Origin of the sequence: Ancylobacter lacus (assembly GCF_018390635.1) — a bacterium.
In the GTDB taxonomy this organism is placed as follows: domain Bacteria; phylum Pseudomonadota; class Alphaproteobacteria; order Rhizobiales; family Xanthobacteraceae; genus Ancylobacter; species Ancylobacter lacus.
In genome coordinates this window covers 21,022-42,143 of the sequence record NZ_JAHBGE010000087.1, presented here as the reverse complement: position 1 = coordinate 42,143, position 21,122 = coordinate 21,022, and the positions used below count along the sequence as shown (strand labels likewise).

At 71.2% G+C, this 21,122-nt stretch carries 22 protein-coding genes; 13 read left to right on the top strand and 9 right to left on the bottom strand.

Translation table 11 applies throughout. The features are described 5' to 3' along the window. Window positions 1-9: 9 nt before the first annotated feature. Window positions 10-2,751 carry a type I DNA topoisomerase gene (topA, locus tag KHC27_RS21065; protein ID WP_213341962.1) on the bottom strand — a complete coding sequence of 914 codons (2,742 nt, stop codon included), beginning with the start codon at window positions 2,749-2,751 and terminating at the stop codon, window positions 10-12. 264 nt (window positions 2,752-3,015) lie between these two features. Here topA and KHC27_RS21060 point away from each other — a divergent pair, with 264 nt between their 5' ends. Beyond that, window positions 3,016-3,195 (top strand): hypothetical protein, encoded by a 180-nt coding sequence (locus KHC27_RS21060; RefSeq protein ID WP_246520181.1) that lies wholly within the window; start codon window positions 3,016-3,018, stop codon window positions 3,193-3,195. An 8-nt stretch (window positions 3,196-3,203) separates the two neighbouring features. Here KHC27_RS21060 and dprA read toward each other — a convergent pair whose 3' ends face one another. Genes dprA through KHC27_RS21040 form a run of 4 tightly spaced genes read right to left on the bottom strand, consistent with a single transcriptional unit; the run spans window position 3,204 to window position 7,216 of the window. Beyond that, window positions 3,204-4,328 carry a DNA-processing protein DprA gene (dprA, locus tag KHC27_RS21055; protein WP_213341958.1) on the bottom strand — a complete coding sequence of 375 codons (1,125 nt, stop codon included), beginning with the start codon at window positions 4,326-4,328 and terminating at the stop codon, window positions 3,204-3,206. A gap of 1 nt (window position 4,329) precedes the next feature. Continuing rightward, a complete protein-coding gene (gene plsY / locus KHC27_RS21050) occupies window positions 4,330-4,932 on the bottom strand; it encodes a glycerol-3-phosphate 1-O-acyltransferase PlsY (protein WP_213341956.1) in 603 nt (200 codons plus the stop codon). Window positions 4,933-4,971: 39 nt separating this feature from the next. Further along, on the bottom strand, window positions 4,972-6,270 hold the full coding sequence (locus KHC27_RS21045) for a dihydroorotase (RefSeq protein WP_213341954.1): 1,299 nt from the start codon (window positions 6,268-6,270) through the stop codon (window positions 4,972-4,974). Continuing rightward, window positions 6,263-7,216, bottom strand: coding sequence for an aspartate carbamoyltransferase catalytic subunit (locus KHC27_RS21040; RefSeq protein ID WP_213341952.1), 954 nt, complete (start codon window positions 7,214-7,216; stop codon window positions 6,263-6,265). Before KHC27_RS21040 ends, KHC27_RS21045 begins: the two co-directional genes overlap by 8 nt. Window positions 7,217-7,478: 262 nt before the next feature. Between KHC27_RS21040 and KHC27_RS21035 the strand changes: the two genes are divergently transcribed. Beyond that, window positions 7,479-7,859: a hypothetical protein gene (locus KHC27_RS21035; protein ID WP_213341950.1), complete on the top strand. Its 381-nt coding sequence runs from the start codon at window positions 7,479-7,481 to the stop codon at window positions 7,857-7,859. A gap of 61 nt (window positions 7,860-7,920) precedes the next feature. Here KHC27_RS21035 and KHC27_RS21030 read toward each other — a convergent pair whose 3' ends face one another. Then, window positions 7,921-8,865, bottom strand: coding sequence for an AEC family transporter (locus KHC27_RS21030; RefSeq protein WP_213341948.1), 945 nt, complete (start codon window positions 8,863-8,865; stop codon window positions 7,921-7,923). Between the two features lie 10 nt (window positions 8,866-8,875). After that, window positions 8,876-9,358, bottom strand: a complete 483-nt coding sequence (ruvX, locus tag KHC27_RS21025; RefSeq protein WP_213341946.1) for a Holliday junction resolvase RuvX — start codon at window positions 9,356-9,358, stop codon at window positions 8,876-8,878. Between the two features lie 334 nt (window positions 9,359-9,692). On the opposite strand from ruvX, the gene KHC27_RS21020 reads away from it, so the two are divergent. Beyond that, window positions 9,693-10,397: a metal-dependent hydrolase gene (locus KHC27_RS21020; protein WP_213341944.1), complete on the top strand. Its 705-nt coding sequence runs from the start codon at window positions 9,693-9,695 to the stop codon at window positions 10,395-10,397. A gap of 817 nt (window positions 10,398-11,214) precedes the next feature. On the opposite strand, the gene KHC27_RS21015 is transcribed toward KHC27_RS21020, so the two are convergent. Continuing rightward, window positions 11,215-12,105 carry a hypothetical protein gene (locus KHC27_RS21015; RefSeq protein WP_213341942.1) on the bottom strand — a complete coding sequence of 297 codons (891 nt, stop codon included), beginning with the start codon at window positions 12,103-12,105 and terminating at the stop codon, window positions 11,215-11,217. Between the two features lie 145 nt (window positions 12,106-12,250). On the opposite strand from KHC27_RS21015, the gene KHC27_RS21010 reads away from it, so the two are divergent. From KHC27_RS21010 to KHC27_RS20965, 10 genes are all read left to right on the top strand, one after another. Then, the gene (locus KHC27_RS21010) at window positions 12,251-12,592 is read left to right on the top strand and encodes a hypothetical protein (RefSeq protein WP_246520179.1); all 342 of its coding nucleotides are present in this window, start codon (window positions 12,251-12,253) and stop codon (window positions 12,590-12,592) included. A 64-nt stretch (window positions 12,593-12,656) separates the two neighbouring features. After that, window positions 12,657-12,953 carry a hypothetical protein gene (locus KHC27_RS21005; RefSeq protein WP_213341940.1) on the top strand — a complete coding sequence of 99 codons (297 nt, stop codon included), beginning with the start codon at window positions 12,657-12,659 and terminating at the stop codon, window positions 12,951-12,953. A gap of 120 nt (window positions 12,954-13,073) precedes the next feature. Beyond that, window positions 13,074-13,361, top strand: a complete 288-nt coding sequence (gene gatC / locus KHC27_RS21000) for an Asp-tRNA(Asn)/Glu-tRNA(Gln) amidotransferase subunit GatC (protein ID WP_213341938.1) — start codon at window positions 13,074-13,076, stop codon at window positions 13,359-13,361. A 5-nt stretch (window positions 13,362-13,366) separates the two neighbouring features. Continuing rightward, entirely contained in the window at window positions 13,367-14,848 is a 1,482-nt protein-coding gene (gene gatA, locus KHC27_RS20995; protein ID WP_213341936.1) for an Asp-tRNA(Asn)/Glu-tRNA(Gln) amidotransferase subunit GatA, read from the top strand. Next, complete coding sequence (locus KHC27_RS20990) at window positions 14,848-15,144, top strand: chorismate mutase (protein ID WP_213341934.1); 297 nt, start codon at window positions 14,848-14,850, stop codon at window positions 15,142-15,144. The genes gatA and KHC27_RS20990 overlap by 1 nt, the downstream gene beginning before the upstream one ends. A 223-nt stretch (window positions 15,145-15,367) precedes the next feature. Further along, window positions 15,368-15,934, top strand: coding sequence for a hypothetical protein (locus KHC27_RS20985; RefSeq protein ID WP_213341932.1), 567 nt, complete (start codon window positions 15,368-15,370; stop codon window positions 15,932-15,934). A 122-nt stretch (window positions 15,935-16,056) separates the two neighbouring features. Beyond that, on the top strand, window positions 16,057-17,556 hold the full coding sequence (gene gatB, locus KHC27_RS20980; protein WP_213341929.1) for an Asp-tRNA(Asn)/Glu-tRNA(Gln) amidotransferase subunit GatB: 1,500 nt from the start codon (window positions 16,057-16,059) through the stop codon (window positions 17,554-17,556). Window positions 17,557-17,625: 69 nt separating this feature from the next. Then, entirely contained in the window at window positions 17,626-18,099 is a 474-nt protein-coding gene (locus KHC27_RS20975; protein ID WP_213341927.1) for a GNAT family N-acetyltransferase, read from the top strand. A 111-nt stretch (window positions 18,100-18,210) separates the two neighbouring features. Further along, window positions 18,211-18,609 carry a YciI family protein gene (locus KHC27_RS20970; protein WP_213341925.1) on the top strand — a complete coding sequence of 133 codons (399 nt, stop codon included), beginning with the start codon at window positions 18,211-18,213 and terminating at the stop codon, window positions 18,607-18,609. Between the two features lie 155 nt (window positions 18,610-18,764). Then, complete coding sequence (locus KHC27_RS20965) at window positions 18,765-19,475, top strand: glutathione S-transferase N-terminal domain-containing protein (RefSeq protein WP_213341923.1); 711 nt, start codon at window positions 18,765-18,767, stop codon at window positions 19,473-19,475. A 50-nt stretch (window positions 19,476-19,525) separates the two neighbouring features. On the opposite strand, the gene KHC27_RS20960 is transcribed toward KHC27_RS20965, so the two are convergent. Further along, on the bottom strand, window positions 19,526-21,043 hold the full coding sequence (locus KHC27_RS20960) for a histidine-type phosphatase (RefSeq protein WP_213341921.1): 1,518 nt from the start codon (window positions 21,041-21,043) through the stop codon (window positions 19,526-19,528). Window positions 21,044-21,122: the final 79 nt, after the last annotated feature.

The following is a 21,122-nucleotide window of genomic DNA, read 5'->3' as shown; positions in this document are numbered from 1 at the left end:
TTCGGAAGGTCAGCCTTCCGCGGATTTGCGCGTGGTCGCCGGTTTCGTGGCCGGCTTCTTCGCCGATTTCGCCCCAGACGTGGCAGTTTTGGCCACGGGCGGCTTTTTTGCGGTGGTTTTGGCCGCAGCTTTCGGGCTCGATGTCTTCTCGGCCGCAGCCACTGTTTCCGCGGGCGCCTTCGATGCAGCAGCCTTGCCCGTCGCCCTCGGTGCGCGAGCGGGCCGGGCAGGAGCGGCGTCCGCCTTCGCGGCGATGAGCGCGACCGCCTGTTCCAGCGTCACCTCGTCCGGCGGCATGTCCTTGGGCAGCGTCGCATTGACCTTGCCGTGATTGACATAGGCGCCGAAACGGCCGGGCCGCACCGTGATCGGCCCGCCAAGCGTGGGGTGGTCGCCCAGCGCCCGCCCCGCCGGGGTGCCGCGCCGGCCGGGGCCACGGTTCTGCTTGTCGGCGATCAGCGCGATGGCGCGGTTGAGGCCGATGGCGAGCACATCGTCGTCGGCTTCCAGATTGGCGTAGGTCTTGCCGCTCTGCACATAGGGGCCGAAACGTCCGATGCCGGCGAGGATGGGTTCGCCCGATTCCGGATTGCGCCCGATCTCACGCGGCAGCGACAGCAGGGCCAGCGCGGTCTCAAGGTCCACCGCCGCCGGGCTGAGCCCTTTGGGCAGGCTGGAGCGCTTCGGCTTTTCCCCGTCCTTGGCTTCGCCGAGCTGGAGATAGGTGCCGAAGCGGCCATCGCGGACCGTCACTTCGAGCCCGGAAGCCGGGTCGACACCCAGCGAGCGCGTGCCGGTTTCCGCTTCGCCGCTCTCCCCCTGCTGAACGGCGAGGGGACGCGTGTATTTGCACTCGGGATAGTTCGAGCAGCCGATGAAGGCGCCGAACTTGCCGACCTTGAGCGAGAGCCGCCCGCTGCCGCAGGTGGGGCACAGCCGTGGGTCGCTGCCATCCTCCTTCGGCGGGAAGATATGGGCGGTCAGCATCTCATCGAGGGCGGAGATGACGTCCGAGACGCGCAGTTCCTTCGTCTCGCCGACCGCGGCGGAGAAATCGCGCCAGAAGTCGCGCAGCACGTCCTTCCAGTCCAGTTCGGCGGCGGAGATGCGGTCGAGCTTCTCCTCGAGCCCGGCGGTGAAGTCGTACTCAACGTAGCGCTCGAAGAAGCTTTCCAGGAAGGCGGTGACGAGTCGTCCCTTGTCCTCCGGCACCAGCCGGCGCTTGTCGAGCCGCACATATTCGCGCTCGCGCAGCACGGCGAGGACCGAGGCATAGGTCGAGGGGCGGCCGATGCCGAGCTCTTCCATCCGCTTGACGAGGGAGGCTTCCGAATAGCGCGGCGGCGGCTCGGTGAAGTGTTGCTCGGCCTTGATGCCCCGGTTGGCCAGCGGCTCGCCCGCGGTCATGGCCGGCAGGCGACGGTTTTCCTCATCGTCGCCTTCGGCGGCGTCGTCACGCCCTTCGCGGTAAAGGACGAGGAAGCCGTCGAACTTCACCACCGAGCCAGTGGCGCGCAACTCGAGGTTGCGTCCTGCCACGGCGGCTTCGATGTCGACCGTGGTGCGTTCGATCTCGGCCGATTCCATCTGGCTGGCGACGGTGCGCAACCAGATGAGCTCGTAGAGCTTTGCCTGGTCCGGCTCCAGAATGCGCGCGACGTCCTTCGGCCGGCGCGACAGGTCGGTCGGGCGCACAGCCTCGTGCGCCTCCTGGGCGTTCTTCGCCTTGGTGGTGTATTTGCGCGGTGCCGACGGCACATAACGCTCGCCATAGTCGCGGCCGATCACGGCCCGGGCGGCATCGACCGCTTCCGGCGCCATGTCGACGCCATCGGTACGCATATAGGTGATCAGGCCAACGGTATCGCCGCCGATATCGACGCCTTCATACAGCCTCTGCGCGATCCGCATCGTGGTCGCCGGGGCAAGGCCCAGCTTGCGGCTGGCCTCCTGCTGCAGTGTCGAGGTGGTGAAGGGGGGGTAGGGGTGCCGCCGGCCGGGTTTTGCCTCGACCGAGCGCACCCGGAACGCCGCCGCCTCCAGCGCGGTGCGGAAGGCCGCGGCCTCCGCCGCCGTGCCGACGTCGAGCCGGGTGATCTTCTGGCCGTCGGCACCGACCAGCCGGGCCTCGAACACGTCCTGGCGGGGCGTGGCGAGCTGGGCGGCGATCGACCAGTATTCCCGCGTGACGAAGGTCTCGATCTCGCGTTCGCGGTCGCAGACCAGCCGCAGCGCCACGGACTGCACCCGCCCCGCGGAGCGTGCTCCCGGCAGCTTGCGCCACAGCACCGGCGACAGCGTGAAGCCCACGAGATAGTCGAGCGCCCGGCGGGCGAGATAGGCATCCACCAGCGCGGCGTCGATGACGCGCGGGTTCTTCATCGCCTCGGTCACCGCCTGCTTGGTGATGGCGTTGAACACCACGCGCGAGACCGGCTGGTCCTTCAGCGCCCGCTTTTCCCGCAGCACTTCGAGGACATGCCAGGAAATGGCTTCGCCTTCCCGATCCGGGTCGGTGGCGAGGATCAGCGCGTCGGCGCCCTTCACGGCCCGGGCGATGTCGGCGAGGCGCTTCTGCGCCTTGGGGTCGACATCCCAGAGCATGCGGAAATCCTGCTCCGGGTCCACCGAGCCGTCCTTGGCCGGCAGATCGCGCACGTGGCCATACGAGGCGATCACCTCGTAGCCCGGCCCCAGATATTTGTTGATCGTCTTCGCCTTGGCCGGCGATTCGACGATGACGACCTGCATGCACCCGCCGCGTAGGTTGGAGGAATTTCAGCCCCGATGGGAGGCCGGAAAATGGGGGAGCCCTCCCGCTCTGTCAAATGCCGCTCCGCGCACAATGGTGCTTCGAGGGTTTCGAACGGAGAGCCCGCCCAGATCGCGGCCGGCCGCCGAAAGGGAAGGAGTGCACGTTATGGTGTGTTCATATATGATATTGTAATCGGAGGTTGTGTCACCAGACGGGCCGGCGCTATGGTGCCGCGGTGTCGCAGGTGGGGGCTTGGACGAATGCCGGAGAGCCCGGACGAACAGCGGGTGGCTGCAGAATATGTCGCTGCCCTGGTTGGCGAGCTGGCGCGCATCGCCCATGGCCAGGGGTGGGACACGCTGCGCTATCTCCTGGAAATGGCGCGGGAGGAGGCGAGGTCGATCGTTGTCGCCCGTGAGCCGACACGCCGCCGCAAGTGAGCGACCTCTCAGAGAAGGGATACGCCCCCGCCGGGGTGCCGCTCGAGCCGTCCGGCAAGTTCCAGCTCAAGCAGGATGATGTGCACCTCTCCGGCTCCGGCACCGGAAAGGACGATGAGATCGTCAACGTTCACGGGGGAGGGGCCGAGCAGGCCAAGCACGCGGGTGCGGGCTCCCTCGCTCGGCTCGCCGTCGTCGAGGGGCACGTCCGGCTCGTCGAGGCTGCTGTCGGGCCCGCGCTCGCGCAGCGGCGAGAGCGCCTCGATGACATCCGCGGCGCTCGTGATGAGGGAGGCGCCCTGCTTGATGAGCCGATTGGCTCCCGCGGCGCGTGGATCCAGCGGCGAGCCGGGAACCGCGAAGACCTCGCGACCCTGCTCGGCGGCCAGCCGCGCGGTGATGAGCGAGCCCGAGCGCTCGGCCGCTTCGACGATGATCACGCCCAGGGCGACGCCCGAGACGAGCCGGTTGCGGCGCGGGAAGTCGCGTGCGCGGGGCTCCCAGCCCATCGGCATCTCGGTAAGGATCGCGCCCTCCTCGGCGATGCGCTCGAGCAGGGCAAGGTTTTCCGGCGGGTAGGGGCGGTCGTGGCCGCCGGCAAGGACGGCCAGCGTCCCGGTGGCAAGGCTGGCTTCATGGGCGGTGGTGTCGATGCCACGGGCGAGACCGGAGGCGATCATCCAGCCGGCGAGGCCAAGGTCGCGCGCGAGACGGGCCGCCATGGTGCGCCCCGCGCCCGACGCGTTGCGCGAGCCCACGATGGCCACCATCGGCTGGGTCAGCAGATCGAGCCGGCCGCGTATGGCGATGAGGGGCGGGGCGTCCTCGATGGCGCGCAGCGCCGGCGGGTAATCGCGTTCGCCGAGCGCGACGAGAGTCCCGCCCAGCCGGGCCAGTGCCGCCATCTCGGCGTCGGCCTCCGCGATCGAGAAGATGCGCGGCGGCAGCAGGCCGCCACCCTTTCGCGCGAGCTGGGGCAGGGCCTCGATGGCCGCCGCGGCCCCGCCGAAACGGTTGATCAGGCTGCGAAAGGTCCGGGGACCGACATTCTCGCTGCGGATAAGGCGAAGCCAGTCGCGGCGCTGGCGATCGTCGAGGCGGGTTCCACCGGCTGATCGCGCCGCGCCCGTCATGTCATTTCTGCCCGATCCGGCCTTCCGTCCCGGCCAGCAGGCGCTGGATGTTCGCGCGATGCTTGAACCAGAGCAGAGCCGTGAGGAGGCCGAGGAGAATGGCTGTCGGTGCCCCGGCCAGATAGCCGCCGGCGGAGGTGGTCGCGACGGAGGCGATCAGCGCCGAGAGCGAGGAATAGCGGGTGGCGAAGGCCACCGCCAGCCACACCGCGGCAAAGGCCAGCGCCGCGGGCCAGGCCAGCGCCAGGCTCACGCCGAGAAAGGTCGCGACGCCCTTGCCACCCCTGAAGCGGAGCCAGACCGGAAAGACATGGCCGAGAAACGCGCCCAGTGCCGCGATCAGCGCCGCGTCATCCCCGAAAAAGTGCCGGGCGAGCAGCACCGCGGCCGTGCCCTTCAGCGCGTCGCCTAGCAGCGTGGCGGCCGCCAGCCCCTTCCGGCCGGTGCGCAGCACGTTGGTGGCGCCGATATTGCCGGAGCCGATCGAGCGGATATCCGCCGTACCGGCAGCGCGGGTGAGCAGCAGCCCGAACGGGATGGACCCGAGCAGATAGCCGATGACCAGTGCGGTCAGGCTCGCAGAGAGCGGCAGCGTCCCGTTCATCGCCGTGGGCCTTCCGTTCGGGAGTTGCACTCCCTTGGGTCAAACGTATTCGTACACCGTGCGCCCGGCAACAAGGGTGCGCACCACGCGGCCCTGAAAGCGGGCCTCGTCGAACGGCGTGTTCCGGCAGCGGGATTTCAGGGTCGCGGCATCGAGGATCCACGCTTCGTCTGGCGCGATCACCGCAATATCCGCGGCGGCGCCGGGCTTGAGCGTGCCGGCGTCGAGGCCGAGGATTTCAGCAGGCCGGGTCGACATCGCCCGGACCAGCGTCATCAGGTCGAGCGCGCCGCCATCCACCAGCCGCAGCCCGGTGGCGAGCATGGTTTCCAGCCCGATGGCGCCGAACGCCGCCTCGGAAAAGGGGAGGCGCTTCACCTCGACGTCCTGCGGGTTGTGGTCCGACACCACGACATCGATCAGCCCGTCGGCGACCGCCGCCAGCAGCGCCTCCCGGTCTTCCTCCGCGCGGAGCGGCGGGGCGACCTTGAAGAATGTGCGATAGCCCACGACGTCGCGTTCGTTCAGCGCGAGATGGTTGATCGAGGCCGAGGCGGTGACCGCCAGCCCCTCTTCCTTCGCCCGGCGCAGCACCGCCAGCGATTCCGCGCAGGTGAGCGACGCGGCATGGTAGCGCCCGCGAGTGATGGCGGCGAGACGCACGTCCCGTTCCAGCACGATGGTCTCGGCCGCCTTGGGAACCCCGGCGAGGCCGAGGCGGGAGGCGAGCTCGCCCTCGTTCATCACGCCTTCGCCGGTCAGCGTGGCGTCCTCGGTGTGGTGCACGATCAGTGCGTCGAAGTCGCGGCCATAGGTGAAGGCGCGGCGTAGCACCTGGGCCGAGGCGATGGAATGGGCGGCGTCGGTGAAGGCCACCGCACCGGCCGAGGCCAGCAGGCCGATCTCGGTCATCTCCCGCCCCAGCAGCCCGCGGGTGAGGGCGGCCATGGGGTGGATGTTGACGATGGCGGTGTCGCGGGCGCGTCGTTTCACGAAGTCCACGATGGCGGGATCGTCGATCACCGGGTCGGTGTCGGGCTGGCAGATCACCGTGGTGACGCCGCCCGCCGCCGCCGCCTGGCTGGCGGAGGCGAGCGTCTCGCGGTGCTCGGCGCCAGGCTCGCCGATGAAGGCGCGCATGTCGACGAGGCCCGGGATGACGATCTGGCCGGCGCAGTCGATGCGCTCGGTCCCGTCAGGAAGTCCGGCAACGCCGAGGCCCTGCGCGATGTCCTTGATGACGCCGTCGGCAATCAGCACGTCGGCGTGGCGGTCGAGGTCGCGGGAGGGGTCGACGACCCGGCCGCCGGTCAGCAGGATGGGGCGGGACTCACGCATTGGGCAGGTTCCTCGACAGGGCGTCGAGCACCGCCATGCGCACCGCGACGCCCATCTCCACCTGCTCGCGGATCAGCGACTGCGGGCCATCGGCGACGGCCGAATCGATTTCGACGCCGCGATTCATCGGGCCGGGATGCATCACCAGAGCGTCCGGCCGGGCATGGCGCAGCTTGGCGGCATCGAGCCCCCAATAGTGGAAATATTCTTTCACCGAGGGCACGAAGGAGCCGCTCATCCGCTCGCGCTGGAGACGCAGCATCATCACGATGTCGGCGTTGGCGAGCCCCTCGCGCATGTCGCGGTACACCTCGACGCCGAAGCGCTCGATGTCGCGCGGCAGCAGGGTAGAGGGCCCGATCACCCGCACCCGTGCGCCCATCGTGTGCAGCAGCAATATATTGGAGCGGGCGACGCGGGAATGCAGGATGTCGCCGCAGATCGCGACGGTCAGCCCTTCGATGCGACCCTTGTTGCGGCGGATGGTGAGCGCGTCGAGCAGGGCCTGGGTGGGGTGCTCGTGGGCGCCGTCGCCGGCGTTCACCACCGCGCAGTCGACCTTGCGGGCCAGCAACTCCACCGCGCCCGAGGCGCTGTGCCGCACGATGATCATGTCGGGATGCATCGCGTTCAGCGTCGCCGCCGTGTCGATGAGCGTCTCGCCCTTTTTCACCGACGAGGTGCTGATCGACATGTTCATCACGTCGGCCCCGAGCCGCTTGCCGGCAAGCTCGAAGGAGGACTGGGTGCGGGTCGAGGCTTCGAAGAACAGATTGATCTGGGTGCGGCCCCGCAGGGTCGCCCGCTTCTTCTCGACCTGGCGGTTGAGGGTCACGAACTCCTCGGCAAGGTCGAGAAGCCCGGTGATTTCCTCGGCGGACAGGCCTTCGATGCCGAGCAGGTGCCGGCGCGACAGGCTGAAGGGTGCGGTCGGGTTCGATGTCATATCGAAGTCGGCTGGATAGACGCACGGGCGCCCCTCCGCAAGACGCGTGAGGCGTTTTGGGCCTTTGTCCCATCATTCCTGATGTGCGACGGCGGCGCGGCGGGGGTGGCGTTGCCGTCGCGGTAAAATGACGCCATCTTCATGACGGACGATCGAACAAGAGCCACGAAAGCGCCACCGTGCATTCAGACCGTGTTCACCGGAATCGGTGCATTGTCGGGCCAATCGCATCGGGCTCGGTGCGAACCAGGGAGTAGCTTCCATGATGACTTCGCGTTTTGGCAGGGCCATGGCGCAGGCGGGCATCGCCGCCGCGCTGATCGGCTCGCTGGCCTCGCCGCTGGCCGCCGCCCCGCTCGGCGCCGTCAACCTCGCCTCGACCGTTGTGCCCGCCGCGCCGGTCGAGAACGTGACCTGCACCGGCTGCTACGTGGCGGGCGGTCTCGCCGCCGGCCTCCTTGCCGGTGCGGCGATCGCCAACGCCCAGCCGCGCTACTACGCGCCGCCGCCGCCGCCGGTCTATTACGCCCCGCCGCCGCCGCCGCCGGTGGTGTATGCGCCCGCGCCCCGCTACTACGCCTATGGCAAGTGCTGGATCCAGACCGGCCCCTATCAGGGCCAGGGCTATTACGGCCGCTGCTGACCGCTCCGCCGGATTGAACGTGCTGTGACATTGGATGAGGCAATGCCGTCAAGGCATTGCCTCATATGTGTTTCTGGATGATCTCTATCGCGGCGATCACGAGCGGCATCGTCACTGCGGCCGCCAGGGTCTGGACGGTGAGCATCTCTGCGAGCAGCGGCGCGTCCCCGCCCATCTGCCGTGCCAGCACGTAGCCGTTGGGCGCGGACGGCACCGCCGCCGCGACGGCGACGATGAGCAGGTCCACCCCGGCGAGCCGCCACCAGACCCCGATCGCGACGGCGAGCGCGGGCAGAACGGCCAGTTTCAGCACGCTCGCCACCCAGGTCGCCGCCCGCGGCCGGCGGAGGTCGCCGAGCCGCAGCCCGGCCCCCACCACCAGCAGCCCGAGCGCCAGCGAGGCGCGGCCGAGGATGTCGCCGAAGGTCACGATCACCGGCGGCACCGGCAGGTGGAAGGCGTTGATGGCGGCGCCGGCGGCGCAGGACCAGATGAACGGGTTGCGCACGACCTGCAGGCCGATGCGGCGCAGACCCGGCGCGGCATTGTGGCCGTGCCGCGCCAGCGTGATGACGCTCAGCGTGTTCAGCGCCGGGATCATCACCGCCAGCCCCACCGCCGCCACCGCCAGTCCCGCAGGGCCGGCGAGACCGCCCGCCACCGCTAGCCCGACATAGGTGTTCCAGCGCACAGCGCCTTGAAATACCGAGGTAAATCCCGGTCCGTCGAGCCGCAGGGCGCGGCAGAGGGCGGGCCGGGCGAGCCACAAGCCCGCGGACATGAGGGCGATGGCGCCCAGCAGCGCGACGCACACCTCCAGCACCGCCACCCCGCCGAGATCAGCGCGGGCGATGTTCACCACCAGCAGGGCGGGGAACAGGACGTAGTAGCTGAGCCGCTCCAGCGCGACCCAGTGCGTATCCTCTTGAAGCAAAACGCGTTTCAGCACCGCGCCCAGCGCGATGACGAGGAAGACGGGCATGAGGGCGGAGAGCACGTTGGCCATGGCGGAGCCGTCAGCGCGCCGCGCCGAGCATCCGCAGCCGGTCGAGCGCACCCTGCAGGATGAACGCGGCCGCGTGCTGGTCGATCACCGCGGCGCGGCGGGCGCGGCTGACGTCGGCGCCGACCAGCTCGCGCTCGACCGCAGCGGTGGAAAGCCTTTCATCCCAAAGACATATGGGCAGCTCGGTGAGCCGCGCGAGGTTGCGCGCGAAGGCCCGCGTGGCCTGGGCGCGGGGGCCTTCGGAGCCGTCCATGTTGATGGGCAGGCCCAGCACCAGCCCCACCGCGCCGCGCGCGGCGGCAAGCTCCAGCAGCCGCGCCGCGTCGGGCGTAAACTGTTTACGGGCAATGGTTTCGACCCCCGCCGCCAGCCGCCGGTCGGGGTCGCAGCTGGCGATTCCGATGGTCTTGGTGCCGAGATCGATGCCGATCAGGCTCCCGCGCGGGGGCAGGAGGGCGGCGGCGTCGGCGAGGGGCAGGATCGGGGCGCTCATGGCTTCTGCGCTAGCACGCCGCCCCGGCCGACGCCATCGGACAACGGTGCGATGAGTGCGGTGAGGTGGACGATGAGTCCGATCATGCCGAACCGGACGGCGCGCGCCGGTGCATTCCCGACCGATGGCGGCGGCCCGCGACCGCTGCGCAGCCGGCCTCCGCACCGCGCCGCCACGCACGCCAGGCGTGCGCCGCGCCGCCGCGCTTCTCCTCGCGCTCTCGCGCCGGGGGCTGCCGCCGTCGCCGTCCCGTCGCCGTGGCGGCGGTAGGCTTCGCCCTTGTGTCGCGGGTCGCCCGCCCTATCTTGCCCGACCGGTAACAACGGAGCTGCCCATGAAGATCACCTGGTATGGCCACGCTGCCTTCCGTCTCGACTTCGCGGACAAGGTCGTGCTGATCGATCCCTTCCTGTCGGGGAACCCCGGCTTCACCTCGAGCCGCGACGTCGCCGTGCTCGGCACCACCCATATCCTGCTCACCCATGGCCATGGCGACCATGTCGGCGACACGGTGGCGATTGCCGAGGCGACCGGGGCCAAGGTGGTGGCCAATGCCGATCTCTGCGGCTGGCTGGCGAGCCAGGGGGTGAAGGCGCTCGATTCCATGAACACCGGGGGCACCACCGATCAGGGCGGCTTCACCGTGACGATGGTGCGGGCCGACCATTCCTCGGGCGAGATGGTGGAGGGGCGGCCGGTCTATCTCGGCAATCCCAACGGGCTCATCCTCCACGCGCCGGGCGAGCCGACGGTCTGGCACATGGGCGACACCGACATCTTCTCCGACATGGCGCTGATCGCCGAGCTGCACCAGCCGGAGGTCGTGATCGTGCCGATCGGCGACCGCTACACCATGGGGCCGCGCACCGCCGCCGTCGCGGTGCGGCGCTATCTGCCGGGGCTGACGGTGATTCCCTGTCACTACGCCTCCTTCCCGCCGCTGGAGCCGACCGCCGACCGCTTCGTCGAGGCGGTGGGCGAGGAGGCGACGGTGAAGGTGCTGGAGAGCGGCGTGCCGGTGGCGTTCGCCAAGCCCTGAGGCCGGCGCCGGGGAGGGCCGGCCAGTCGCTGCCCCCAAGCGGTGCGGCCGGCCGCCTTCGCTCCTGGGGAAGGGCCGCAAACGCGGTGACCCCGCCTTGAGAGGGACGCGCCGCCGGCCCGGCCGGCATCGGCGCTCCGGGGGCTCGTGGCCCACGGCGAGGGAGGCCCCCCGCCGTGGGCCCACGGTTCGCCCTCGGGGTCCGGTGGGCCGGCGGCGGCTCGGCCGCAGCGGGCGCGGGTCGGGCCGGGCTCTCGCACCAGGGCGGGGGTGTCGACGGGCCCGCCCGAAAGGCGGCGGGTTTCGATGGGCGGGGCGGTTCGCTCTTCCCGCCGTTCCGACGGCGTCGCGGTCGCCCCGGCGCCGGGGCGCAAGAAGGCGGAACCGGCGAGGGCGGAACGAACGAGGGCGGAGCGGGGAGGGTGGAACGGGCTGGGGCGCAGCGGGCCAGACCTGAACCCTGTGTGGCTCTCGCGCGCCGCCGGCCCTTGCGGGGTGCGGCACGTCTCGGCTGGTGGCACCTCGGGTGCCGGCGGGGAGACGCTGCCGGCCGCTCGGAGGCCCTGCGGCGCGGCTGCCCGCCCACCGGCTCGCCACCGCCCAGGAACCCGGCAGCCCGGCTGGGTGGGCCGCGCGGCTGTTGATCGGCGGCCGCGCCGCGCCGGCGCGATCTTCCCCGTCCCTCCGCCGCTGCCGCTCCGCCGCCGCCTCTTCGGACCCCGCCTCCCGGGCCCCGCCGTTCCGGTGCCGCCTGTCGCGCGTTCCCCGCCGCTCCGGCCCCGGCCCGACACGTCCGTCGCCCGCCGGCGCCCGGGCGCTACGGCGGCGGGGTGCCGTCGACGGCGGCATAGCCGCGGCGGATGCCGGTGGTGTGGCGCACGAAGGCGGTGGCGGCCAGATGGTCCAGCGCGTCGGCGAGCGTCGGCAGCGCCTCCACCGTGCCGGCCGTGCTCTCGATGCGGCGCACCAGCCCCACCTCGGCGGCGCCGCGCAGGATGCCGAGCACATGGGAGCGCGACACCCGGTAGGTCCGCGCGATCTGCGAGATGGAGCGGGGCGTGCCACTGCGCGCGGCGTCGTACAGCTCCAGCGCGATGACGAGGCCGCCGTCACGATCGGCGAAGCCGCGCAGCGCCGGCACCTCGTCCACCAGCCGCCAGCCATTGCGGAACGGCTCCAGCAGCGTGTCGACGAAGGCGCCGACGAAGCGGTCGTCCTCCAGAAGGGTCAGCGCCCGCGCCGCCTCCGGCCACAGCTCCACCAGCGGCTCGAACAGCGAGCGCCAGCGCTGGCGGTGGAGCGCGATGAAGCGTTCCGTCGCCACCAGCCGGCGCCGGCGCCGGTCGGCGTCGGGCGCCGGCGCCAGCAAGCCGAGCAGGCGGAAGGTGGCCACCACCGCCGCCACCCGGCCGGGGCTGCACACGCCGAGCGCGGCGGCCTCCGCCTTCAGCCGGCCGGTGGTGAGGCCGCGCGCCTCCGGTCCTGATTCGAAATGCATGCTGAGCATCATCAGCCCGAGCGCGACCCGGCCGCGGTCGTTGAGCAGGCGGGCGAGCAGAAGATTGCCGCGGTAGCTGTTCGCCATGCCGCGGGCGGCCCGCAGCGCCGCCTCGGGAAAGGCCGGAAGCGTGCGCAAACGGGCGCGTTCGGCGCGTTCGGCAGGGCTCAACCGGCCGCTTTCGCCGTCGGTTTCCAGCCGAACCGTCATTTCGATCGCCGCCATCGCCACCCAGCCCCGCTGCCTCGGGTCACCCGTTCCGGTCATTACGATCAAGAATCGACATTGCGGTTATGGCGCGAAGAAGACTAATGCGGCACCGTCCCCTAACGGAATTTTCAACGGAGGACACGCCATGTCCAGTTTCTCCCACCCGCTCGCCGGCCTCTCCCGCCGAGCACGTCGTCCCGGCCGCCTGCTGCCGACCGGCTTCGCCCTCGTCGCCGCGGCGCTCGCCCTCGCCAGCTTCGCCGGCGCCGACAACGCCGAAGCGGCGGTGGTCTACTGCACGGCTCCGGGCGTGCCGGCCGGCTGCGTCGTGCGGCCCACCCCGGCCGCGCGGGCGACGGTCTACTGCACCCGTCCGGGCTATCCCGTCGGCTGCACGGCGGGCGCCGATCCGGCCGCCCGTGCGGTCGCCCGGCCCGGCGCCGGCGTCAATGGCGGCGGTCCGGTGAACCGGGCCGGCCTGCGCTGACGATCCCGCCTTCGACACCCTACACGACGCGTTCCAAAAATACCTGTTTCCAGGGAGTTACCCCATGAGCCTTTCCCTCGTCCTGCGCCGCGGCGCCGTTGCCGCCACCTGCCTCGCCGCCCTGCTGGCGGCGGGCGCCGCCCAGGCCAACCGCGCCGCGGGCGATGCCTGCGCCGCCGGCCTCAGCCCGGACGCCAAGGCGATCTATTCCTCCGTGGTCGGCCAGCTCGGCTCGGGCGACCTGCGCTCGCTGGTGACGGACACCACCAAGTCGCTCGCCATGTCCGGCAAGATCGACCGTGGCAACGCCCGCAGCAATGCCCAGGCCGCCGGAAAGTGCCTCGAGACCGCCGCCAACTGAGCGGTGTTTCCCCCGCCGGCCCGGCCGGATGAACACGGATCGGCACGCCCTGCGTTGCGGGGCGCGCCGACGCCCTGCTATACGGCGCCCGGTTGAAGTCCAGCTTGGCGGGATTACGGGATGTCGGTCGATCAGGCGACGGTTCGGCGGGTGGCGCATCTGGCGCGCATCGCGGTCACGGACGAGGAAGTGGCCCATCTGCAGGGCGAACTGAACGCCATCCTCGCCTTTGTGGACGAGCTGGCGGAAGTGGACGTCACCGGCGTCGAGCCGATGACCAGCGTCACCCCCATGAAGCTGCCGCTGCGCGCCGACGTGGTCACCGACGGCGACTGCGCCGACAAGGTGCTCGCCAACGCCCCGGCGGCCGAAGACGGCTTCTACGCCGTTCCCAAGGTCGTGGAGTGACCGCGATGACCGACCTCACCTCCCTCACCCTCACCGCCGCCCGCGAGGGCCTCGCCCTCGGCCATTTCACCGCGGTTGAGCTGACCCAGGCCTATCTCGACGCCATCGAGGCGGCCGGCGCCCTCAACGCCTATGTCCTCGCCACCCCCGAGAAGGCGCTGGAGATGGCGAAGCTGAGCGACGCCCGCCTAGCCGCCGGCGAGGCCGGCCCGCTGGAGGGCATCCCGCTCGGCGTGAAGGACATGTTCGCCACCGAGGGCGTGCGCACCACCGCCGCCTCCGGCATCCTCGCCCATTTCGTGCCGCCCTATGAATCCACCGTCACCGCGCGGCTGTGGGCCGATGGCGCGGTGCTGCTGGGCAAGCTGAACCAGGACGAGTTCGCGATGGGCTCGTCCAACGAATCGAGCGCCTTCGGCCCGGTGGTGAACCCCTGGCGCAAGACCGGCTCGACCCAGAAGCTGGTGCCCGGCGGCTCCTCCGGCGGCTCGGCGGCGGCGGTGGCGGCGCATCTGTGCGCCGGCGCGGCCGGCACCGACACCGGCGGCTCGATCCGCCAGCCGGCGGCCTTCACCGGCACGGTCGGCATCAAGCCGACCTATGGCCGCTGCTCGCGCTGGGGCATCATCGCTTACGCCTCCTCGCTGGACCAGGCGGGGCCGCTGGCCCGCTCGGTGAACGACGCCGCGGTGCTGCTGCGCTCCATGGCCGGCTACGACGCCAAGGATTCCACCTGCGCCGACCGGCCGGTGCCGGATTTCGAGGCCGCCGTCGGCGCCTCGGTGAAGGGCCGGCGCATCGGCATTCCCCGCGAATACCGGGTGGAGGGCATGTCCGCCGAGATCGCCGCGCTGTGGGACAAGGGCGCGCAGATGCTGCGCGAGGCCGGCGCCGAGATCGTCGAGATCAGCCTGCCGCACACGAAATACGCCCTGCCGGCCTATTACATCGTGGCGCTGGCCGAGGCCTCCTCCAACCTCGCCCGCTATGACGGCGTGCGCTATGGCGAGCGCGTCGCCGGGCGCGACATCGTCGACATGTACGAGAAGACCCGCGCCAGCGGCTTCGGCGCGGAAGTGCGCCGCCGCATCATGATCGGCACCTATGTGCTCTCGGCCGGCTATTACGACGCCTATTACGTCCGCGCCCAGAAGGTGCGCAGCCTGATCAAGCGCGACTTCGAGGCCGCCTTCGCCGAGGGCATCGACGCGGTGCTGGCCCCGGCGACGCCCTCGCCGGCCTTCGGCATCGGCGAGAAATCCGGCGCCGACCCGGTGGAGATGTATCTGCAGGACGTGTTCACCGTGACGCTGAACATGGCGGGCCTGCCGGGCATCGCGGTGCCGGCCGGGCTTTCCGCCGAGGGGCTGCCGCTCGGCCTCCAGCTCATCGGCCGGCCCTTCGACGAGGAGGCGCTGTTCGCCCTCGCGCAGGTCATCGAGGAGGCCGCCGGCCGCTTCCCGGTTCCCGCGCGCTGGTGGGCCTGATGGCCCGGCCGCTGCCCGAGGAGGAGCGGCCGCTGGCGCCGTTCCGCGCCGAGATCGACGCCATCGACGCCGAGATCGTCGCGCTGCTGGCGCGCCGGCTCGACGTGGTGCAGCGGGTGGTGGCGGTGAAGCGGGCGGAGGGCCTCGCCGCCCTGCTGCCGGAGCGGGTCGAGGACGTGGTGGAGAAGGTCCGCGCCGAGGCGCAGGCTCGCGGCGTGCCGCCGGAGCTGGCGGAGCGGCTGTGGCGCGAGCTGATCGCCTTCGTCGTCGCCTATGAGGAAGAGCGGCTCGGCTGAGCGGGGGGCGCCACGAGGCGGTTGACACCGGACTCCCGCGCCGCGCTGCGGCCCCCGTTGCCCACGCGCCATGGTGTCGCGCCTCCCGCGCCGGGTCGCCGCGCCCCGCCGCCGCCCCGCCGCTGCGGAAGATCGTTGCAGGCGGCCGCGTTGAGGCGCACTCTTGGGGCCGTGCCGGTGGCATCCCGGGGGGCGGGATGCGCCCGCGCGGGGGCGCGTTGCCATGGAGTGGCTGGGGGCACTGTTCCAGAACGGGCCGGACATCATCCGCGCCGCGAGCGAGACCGGGCTCGGCATCGTGGCGCTTTGCTGCCTCGTCATCGGCTGCGCCGGCGTGGTCTATCTCGCCCGCACCCGCACCTCCCACCCCTGGATCGGCTTCGCCATCTTCGTGATGCTGGTGCTGGGCTCGCTCGGCCTCTCGGTGGTGGCGCTGTACACCGGGGCGCGCCGCCCGCTCGCGCTCGGCAGCGCCACCGCCATCGCGTTCAAGACGCCCTATTACAACGAGCAGACCCACACCTACCGCCTGCTCGACGCCACCGTGACCAATGTCGGCGACAAGCTGTGGCGCGAGCTGCAGGAGCGTCCGGACGGCAATGCCGAGTACTACCACATCGTGAAGGCGATCGAGCCGGACCGCATGCTGTTCGTGCGCCGGCCTCCGGCCGACGGCAGCACCGACAGCACCGAGCTGATCGTCGATGTCAGCCGCAGCCTGCTGTGCTACCGCGACAGCCCCGGCACCGCGACGCTGCAATGTCCCTACGCGCTGGTGTCGATCCACTGAGGCGCCGGCCGTCCCCCGGCCCGCCCGTCCCCCGGCCCGCCCGCCCCGGCCGGCGGTTGCCATCGGCCCGTGCCCGGGAGTAGGGAAGGGCGCGACCCTTCGATCACAGCAGGCCCGCCGCCATGAACATGTATGCCCGTCCCGCCGACCCGAAGAAGCTCATCAAGGGCGCGACCGGCGACTGGGAGGTGGTGATCGGCATGGAAATCCATGCCCAGGTCACCTCCAACGCCAAGCTGTTCTCCGGCGCCTCCACCGCCTTCGGCGGCGCGCCGAACAGCCACGTCTCCCTCGTCGATGCCGCCATGCCCGGCATGCTGCCCGTCATCAACGAGGAATGCGTGAAGCAGGCGGTGCGCACCGGGCTGGGGCTCAAGGCGGAAATCCACCTGCGCTCGGTGTTCGACCGCAAGAACTACTTCTACCCCGACCTGCCGCAGGGCTACCAGATCAGCCAGTACAAGAGCCCCATCGTCGGCGAGGGGGCGGTGAAGGTGGACCTGCCGGAGGGCGGCATCGAGGTCGGCATCGAGCGGCTGCACCTCGAGCAGGACGCCGGCAAGTCGATCCACGATCTCAGCCCGACCCAGTCGCTGGTCGACCTCAACCGCTCGGGCGTGGCGCTGATGGAGATCGTCTCCAAGCCGGACCTGCGCTCCTCGGAAGAGGCCAAGGCCTATGTGACCAAGCTGCGCACCATCCTGCGCTATCTCGGCACCTGCGACGGCGACATGGAGAAGGGCAACCTGCGCGCCGACGTCAACGTCTCGGTGCGGCGGCCCGGCGAGCCCTTCGGCACGCGCTGCGAGATCAAGAACGTCAACTCCATCCGCTTCATCGGCCAGGCGGTCGAGGTCGAGGCGCGCCGGCAGATCGGCATTCTGGAGGATGGCGGCGTCATCGAGCAGGAGACCCGGCTGTTCGACCCCGGCCGGGGCGAGACCCGCTCCATGCGCTCCAAGGAGGAGGCGCACGACTACCGCTATTTCCCCGACCCCGACCTGCTGCCGCTGGAATTCGACGACGCCTTCGTCGAGGCGCTGAAGGCGCATCTGCCGGAGCTGCCGGACGAGAAGAAGGCCCGCTTCATCGCCGATTACGGCCTCTCCGCCTATGACGCCGACGTGCTGGTGGCGGAGAAGGAGACGGCGGATTACTACGAGGCCGCCGTCGCCCATGGCGGGGTCAGGCGCGACGCCAAGGCGGTGGCGAACTGGGTGATGGGCGACGTCTCCGCCTTCGCCAACGCCTCGGGCCTCTCGGTCTACGAGACCCATATCACCCCGGCGCAGATCGCCGGGCTGGTCGATCTCATCGCCGACGGCACCATCTCCGGCAAGATCGCCAAGGACGTGCTGGCGATCATCATCGCCGAGGAGAAGGAGGGCGACCCCCGCGCCATCGTCGAGGCCCGCGGCATGAAGCAGGTCACCGACACCGGCGCCATCGAGGCGGCGGTGGACGCGATCATCGCCGCCAACCCCGACAAGGTGGCGCAGGTGAAGGCCAAGCCCACCATGCTCGGCTGGTTCGTCGGGCAGGTGATGAAGCAGACCGGCGGCAAGGCCGCTCCGCAGCTCGTCAACGACCTGCTCAAGGCGCGGCTCGACATCGCGGGCTGACGCTCACTCCCCCGGGACGGCGCGGCGCCCGCCGCGCACTTCCCCTCAACTCGCCCCCGGTGCACCCGCGTGACCCTTCCCGACGCCGATCTCACCTTCGCGCCGGCGAGCCGGGCCGACCTGCCGGCCATCGTCGCCATCCTCGCCACCGACCGTGCGTTCGGCGAGCGCGACAGCGCCGACCCTGCCTTCGCGGCGGAGTATGAGGCGGCGTTCGACGCCATCGCCGCCAACAACGCCACCACGCTCTATGTCGCCAAGCGGGGCGGCCGGGTGGTCGGCACCTTCGAGCTGATCGTGGTGCACGCCCTGCTGCGCCATGGCCGCTGCCTCGCCATCGCCGAGGCGGTGCATGTCGCGCCCGATATGCGGGGCCAGGGGGTGGGCAAGGCGATGATGGCCTTCGCCCGCGCCGAGGCGCGCCGGCTGGGGGCGGGCTCGCTGCAGCTCACCACCCATCTCAAGCGCCTGCCGGCCCATCGCTTCTATGAGGCCGCCGGCTTCGAGCCGCGCCATCTCGGCTTCAAGGTCGAGCTGGACTGACGCCGGCTTCCCCATGGGAAATATAATGGCGCTGCCGATGTCGGATCGGCCGCGCGGCCCGCGTCCTTGGCGTGGAGAGGCCGTGGGGCCTCGCGGATGTGGGAGAGCACGATGCGGGTGATGGTTCTGGTGAAGGCGACCGCCGACAGCGAGGCGGGGGTGCTGCCCTCCAGCGCGCTGCTGGAGGCGATGGGCCGCTTCAACGCGGCGCTGATGGAGGCCGGCATCATGCTGGCGGGCGACGGGCTGAAGCCCTCGGCGCTGGGCAGGCGCGTCGCCTTCGACGGCGACCGCCGGGTGGTGACCGACGGCCCCTTCGCCGAGACCAAGGAGGTCGTGGCGGGTTACTGGATCTGGCAGGTGCGCGACATGGCGGAGGCGGTGGACTGGGTGAAGCGCTGCCCCAACCCCATGCCCGGCCCCAGCGAGATCGAGATTCGCCCGCTCTACGAGATGGAGGACTTCGCCGAGGTGATGACGCCGGAGGCCGAGGCGCTGCATCGCCGCTGACGCCGGGCCGGCCCGCCGCCCCGCCGCCCCGCCGCGCGGCATGGGCGCGGGGGCGGCGGATGGCGGGGGAGGCTTGCCAGCCGTTGCGGCTGGCCCTACCTGTTGTGGTTGACGAGGGCAGCCCAGCCGCCCGGGCGAATGGAAGGCGTCAACCCATGGCTCCGCTGCAGACCCAGCCGATCGAGCTCTATTACTGGCCGACGCCGAATGGCTGGAAGATCAGCATCATGCTGGAGGAGTGCGGGCTCCCCTACGTGGTTCACCCCGTGAACATCGCCCGCGGCGAGCAGTTCAGGCCGGACTTCCTCGCCATCTCGCCCAACAACAAGATGCCCGCCATCGTCGACCCGGAGGGGCCGGACGGGGCGCCGATCTCGATCTTCGAATCGGGCGCGATCCTGCAGTATCTCGGCCGCAAGACCGGGCTGTTCTACCCCGCGGACGAGCGCGGCCGGGTCGAGGTCGACCAGTGGCTGTTCTGGCAGATGGCCGGGCTCGGGCCGATGGCGGGGCAGGCCCACCATTTCCGCATCTATGCCCCGGAGAAGCTTCCCTACGCCATCGACCGCTACACCAACGAGGTGCACCGGCTCTACGGCGTGATGAACGGCCGGCTGAAGGACCGCGAATTCCTCGCCGGCGCCTATTCCATCGCCGACATCGCCTGCGTCGGCTGGGCCAAGCTGTGGCAGCGCCAGGGCCAGGACATCGCCGAATTCCCCCATTTCGCCCGCTGGCTGGAGGCGGTGCTGGCCCGCCCCGCGGTGAAGCGCGGCTTCGCGGTGAATGCCGAGGACCGCGGCAAGATCGACCTCGCCACCGACAAGGAAGCGCAGAGCGTGCTGTTCGGCCAGCGCGCCCGCTGAGCCCTCACGCCGGCCCCGCGCGGGGGCCGGCTGATCCCGGCGGGACCGGCTCAGTCCGGCTTCGCCGTCGGCGCCCCGTCCTCTTCCGGCGTGCCGCCGGCCTCCGGTTTCCCGCCCTTCTTCGCCGCACGCCTGGCCTTGGGCGGACGGGGGCCGACGCAGTGCGGGTCGATCGCCCGCCCGGCCATCGCCCGGAACGAGGACCACGGGCAGAAGCCGTTGCTGCCGCCGGTGCAGCTTTCGATGGCGACCAGGGTCGAGCTCGGCGGCGCGGCGTCGCTCAATTCGGCATCGGAGCGGAGCTGGTCGAGGGTCTGGGCGTAATAGACCGGGCGCAGCATCGGCTCGCCGGTGGGCGGCTGCCACAGCTCGAAGGCGATGCCGCCGCCCGGCGGCACCTGATAGGGGTGGAAGCCCGGCAACTGCCAGCTCAGCCCCAGCAGCCCCGCCGCGTTGAGAATCAGCGTGTCGTGGCTGGAGAAGAAGGTGAAGGCCGGCCCCCGGCCGTCCGCGAGCTGTTCCAGCGCCTTCAGCACCGGCGCGGCCACCGGCGAGCCGAGCTTCTCCGCCTGGTAGTGCGGCATGTTCATCAGCCGCTCGCTGGTGGCGTGCAGCAGATTGACCGCCCCCACCGCCTCGCCGAGCGGCAGGCCGGTGGCGCCCGGCAGCCGGCCCCACGCCACCTCGTTCTCCGGCAGGCCCATGCCGTACTGCATCAGGAACTGCTCGGTGAGCGGGGAGGCGAGGCGGATCGCCCCCGGCGTCTCGGCGCGGCGCGGCAAGGTGGCGAGCGAGCAGGGCGCGCTCGCGCCGTTGGCGGCGCAGCCTTCCGGCCGGAACGGGCCGAGCACCTTGTCGAGCTGGGCGATGGCGCCGGCCAGCGCGCCGTCTTCCAGCGCGGCGAAGGAGCCCCCGGCCAGCGCCTGCGAGGCCGCCATCGCCGCGGCGGGCTCATAGCCGCATTTCGGGCCGTGATAGAGGCCCGGCTTCACCTTCAGCGGGTGCAGGAAGCAGCCGGGGAACATGCCGTCCATCATCGCGCCGGCGGTGACGATGGTGCGCTCCACCCCGTCGGTGACATAGGCGACGCGGTCGGGATCGGGGCAGCCCTCCGCCGGAAACAGGCCCTGCCCGGCATAATGCGCGCGGTAGAACTGGGCGAGCCGGCGGCTGCGCTCCGAGCCGGAGATGGTGAGGTGGCCGGCGGCGACGCCGAGCGTCGGCCAGGGCTGCTCGGCCACCGCGTTGAGGCAGTTGTCCGCCGCCGCGCCGTCGCAGTGCACCGAATGGGTGGGCGCGCGCATGCCGTGCCGGCTCAGCACCACGACGCCCTTCAGCGTCCAGCCCGCCGGCGCTGCCGGCAGCGGCGGCAGCGCCGATGGCGAGGCGGGTGGCGAGGCTTCCGGCGGCGCGGGCGACGGCTGCGCGGCGGCCGGCGCCGTCGCGCCGGCGAGCACGGCCAGCATCAGCGCCAGCCGCGTGCCCCATCGCCCCGTCCGCCCGCGCGTCACCCTGTCCGCCCGCCCGGCCGCCGCCGGTGTCACCGTCCCGTTTCGACTGCTCGCCATCATCCGCACTCCACCGAATCGCGAACCGCTACCCTATACCGGCGGCAGTGTCCGGGGATGGGGGCGCCGCCGGCCGTCG

Bases quoted from the DNA above. Each gene is read 5' to 3' on its own strand.
- KHC27_RS21060 (WP_246520181.1), top strand. From the start codon at position 3,016: ATGCCGGAGAGCCCGGACGAACAGCGGGTGGCTGCAGAATATGTCGCT.
- dprA (WP_213341958.1), bottom strand. From the start codon at position 4,328: ATGACGGGCGCGGCGCGATCAGCCGGTGGAACCCGCCTCGACGATCGC.
- KHC27_RS21045 (WP_213341954.1), bottom strand. From the start codon at position 6,270: ATGCGTGAGTCCCGCCCCATCCTGCTGACCGGCGGCCGGGTCGTCGAC.
- KHC27_RS20965 (WP_213341923.1), top strand. From the start codon at position 18,765: ATGGCTCCGCTGCAGACCCAGCCGATCGAGCTCTATTACTGGCCGACG.
- gatB (WP_213341929.1), top strand. From the start codon at position 16,057: ATGAACATGTATGCCCGTCCCGCCGACCCGAAGAAGCTCATCAAGGGC.
- KHC27_RS21010 (WP_246520179.1), top strand. From the start codon at position 12,251: ATGTCCAGTTTCTCCCACCCGCTCGCCGGCCTCTCCCGCCGAGCACGT.
- KHC27_RS21040 (WP_213341952.1), bottom strand. From the start codon at position 7,216: ATGACATCGAACCCGACCGCACCCTTCAGCCTGTCGCGCCGGCACCTG.
- topA (WP_213341962.1), bottom strand. From the start codon at position 2,751: ATGCAGGTCGTCATCGTCGAATCGCCGGCCAAGGCGAAGACGATCAAC.
- KHC27_RS21035 (WP_213341950.1), top strand. From the start codon at position 7,479: ATGATGACTTCGCGTTTTGGCAGGGCCATGGCGCAGGCGGGCATCGCC.
- KHC27_RS20985 (WP_213341932.1), top strand. From the start codon at position 15,368: ATGGAGTGGCTGGGGGCACTGTTCCAGAACGGGCCGGACATCATCCGC.
- gatC (WP_213341938.1), top strand. From the start codon at position 13,074: ATGTCGGTCGATCAGGCGACGGTTCGGCGGGTGGCGCATCTGGCGCGC.
- ruvX (WP_213341946.1), bottom strand. From the start codon at position 9,358: ATGAGCGCCCCGATCCTGCCCCTCGCCGACGCCGCCGCCCTCCTGCCC.
- plsY (WP_213341956.1), bottom strand. From the start codon at position 4,932: ATGAACGGGACGCTGCCGCTCTCTGCGAGCCTGACCGCACTGGTCATC.
- KHC27_RS21020 (WP_213341944.1), top strand. From the start codon at position 9,693: ATGAAGATCACCTGGTATGGCCACGCTGCCTTCCGTCTCGACTTCGCG.
- KHC27_RS21030 (WP_213341948.1), bottom strand. From the start codon at position 8,865: ATGGCCAACGTGCTCTCCGCCCTCATGCCCGTCTTCCTCGTCATCGCG.
- KHC27_RS21005 (WP_213341940.1), top strand. From the start codon at position 12,657: ATGAGCCTTTCCCTCGTCCTGCGCCGCGGCGCCGTTGCCGCCACCTGC.
- gatA (WP_213341936.1), top strand. From the start codon at position 13,367: ATGACCGACCTCACCTCCCTCACCCTCACCGCCGCCCGCGAGGGCCTC.
- KHC27_RS20990 (WP_213341934.1), top strand. From the start codon at position 14,848: ATGGCCCGGCCGCTGCCCGAGGAGGAGCGGCCGCTGGCGCCGTTCCGC.
- KHC27_RS21015 (WP_213341942.1), bottom strand. From the start codon at position 12,105: ATGACGGTTCGGCTGGAAACCGACGGCGAAAGCGGCCGGTTGAGCCCT.
- KHC27_RS20970 (WP_213341925.1), top strand. From the start codon at position 18,211: ATGCGGGTGATGGTTCTGGTGAAGGCGACCGCCGACAGCGAGGCGGGG.
- KHC27_RS20960 (WP_213341921.1), bottom strand. From the start codon at position 21,043: ATGGCGAGCAGTCGAAACGGGACGGTGACACCGGCGGCGGCCGGGCGG.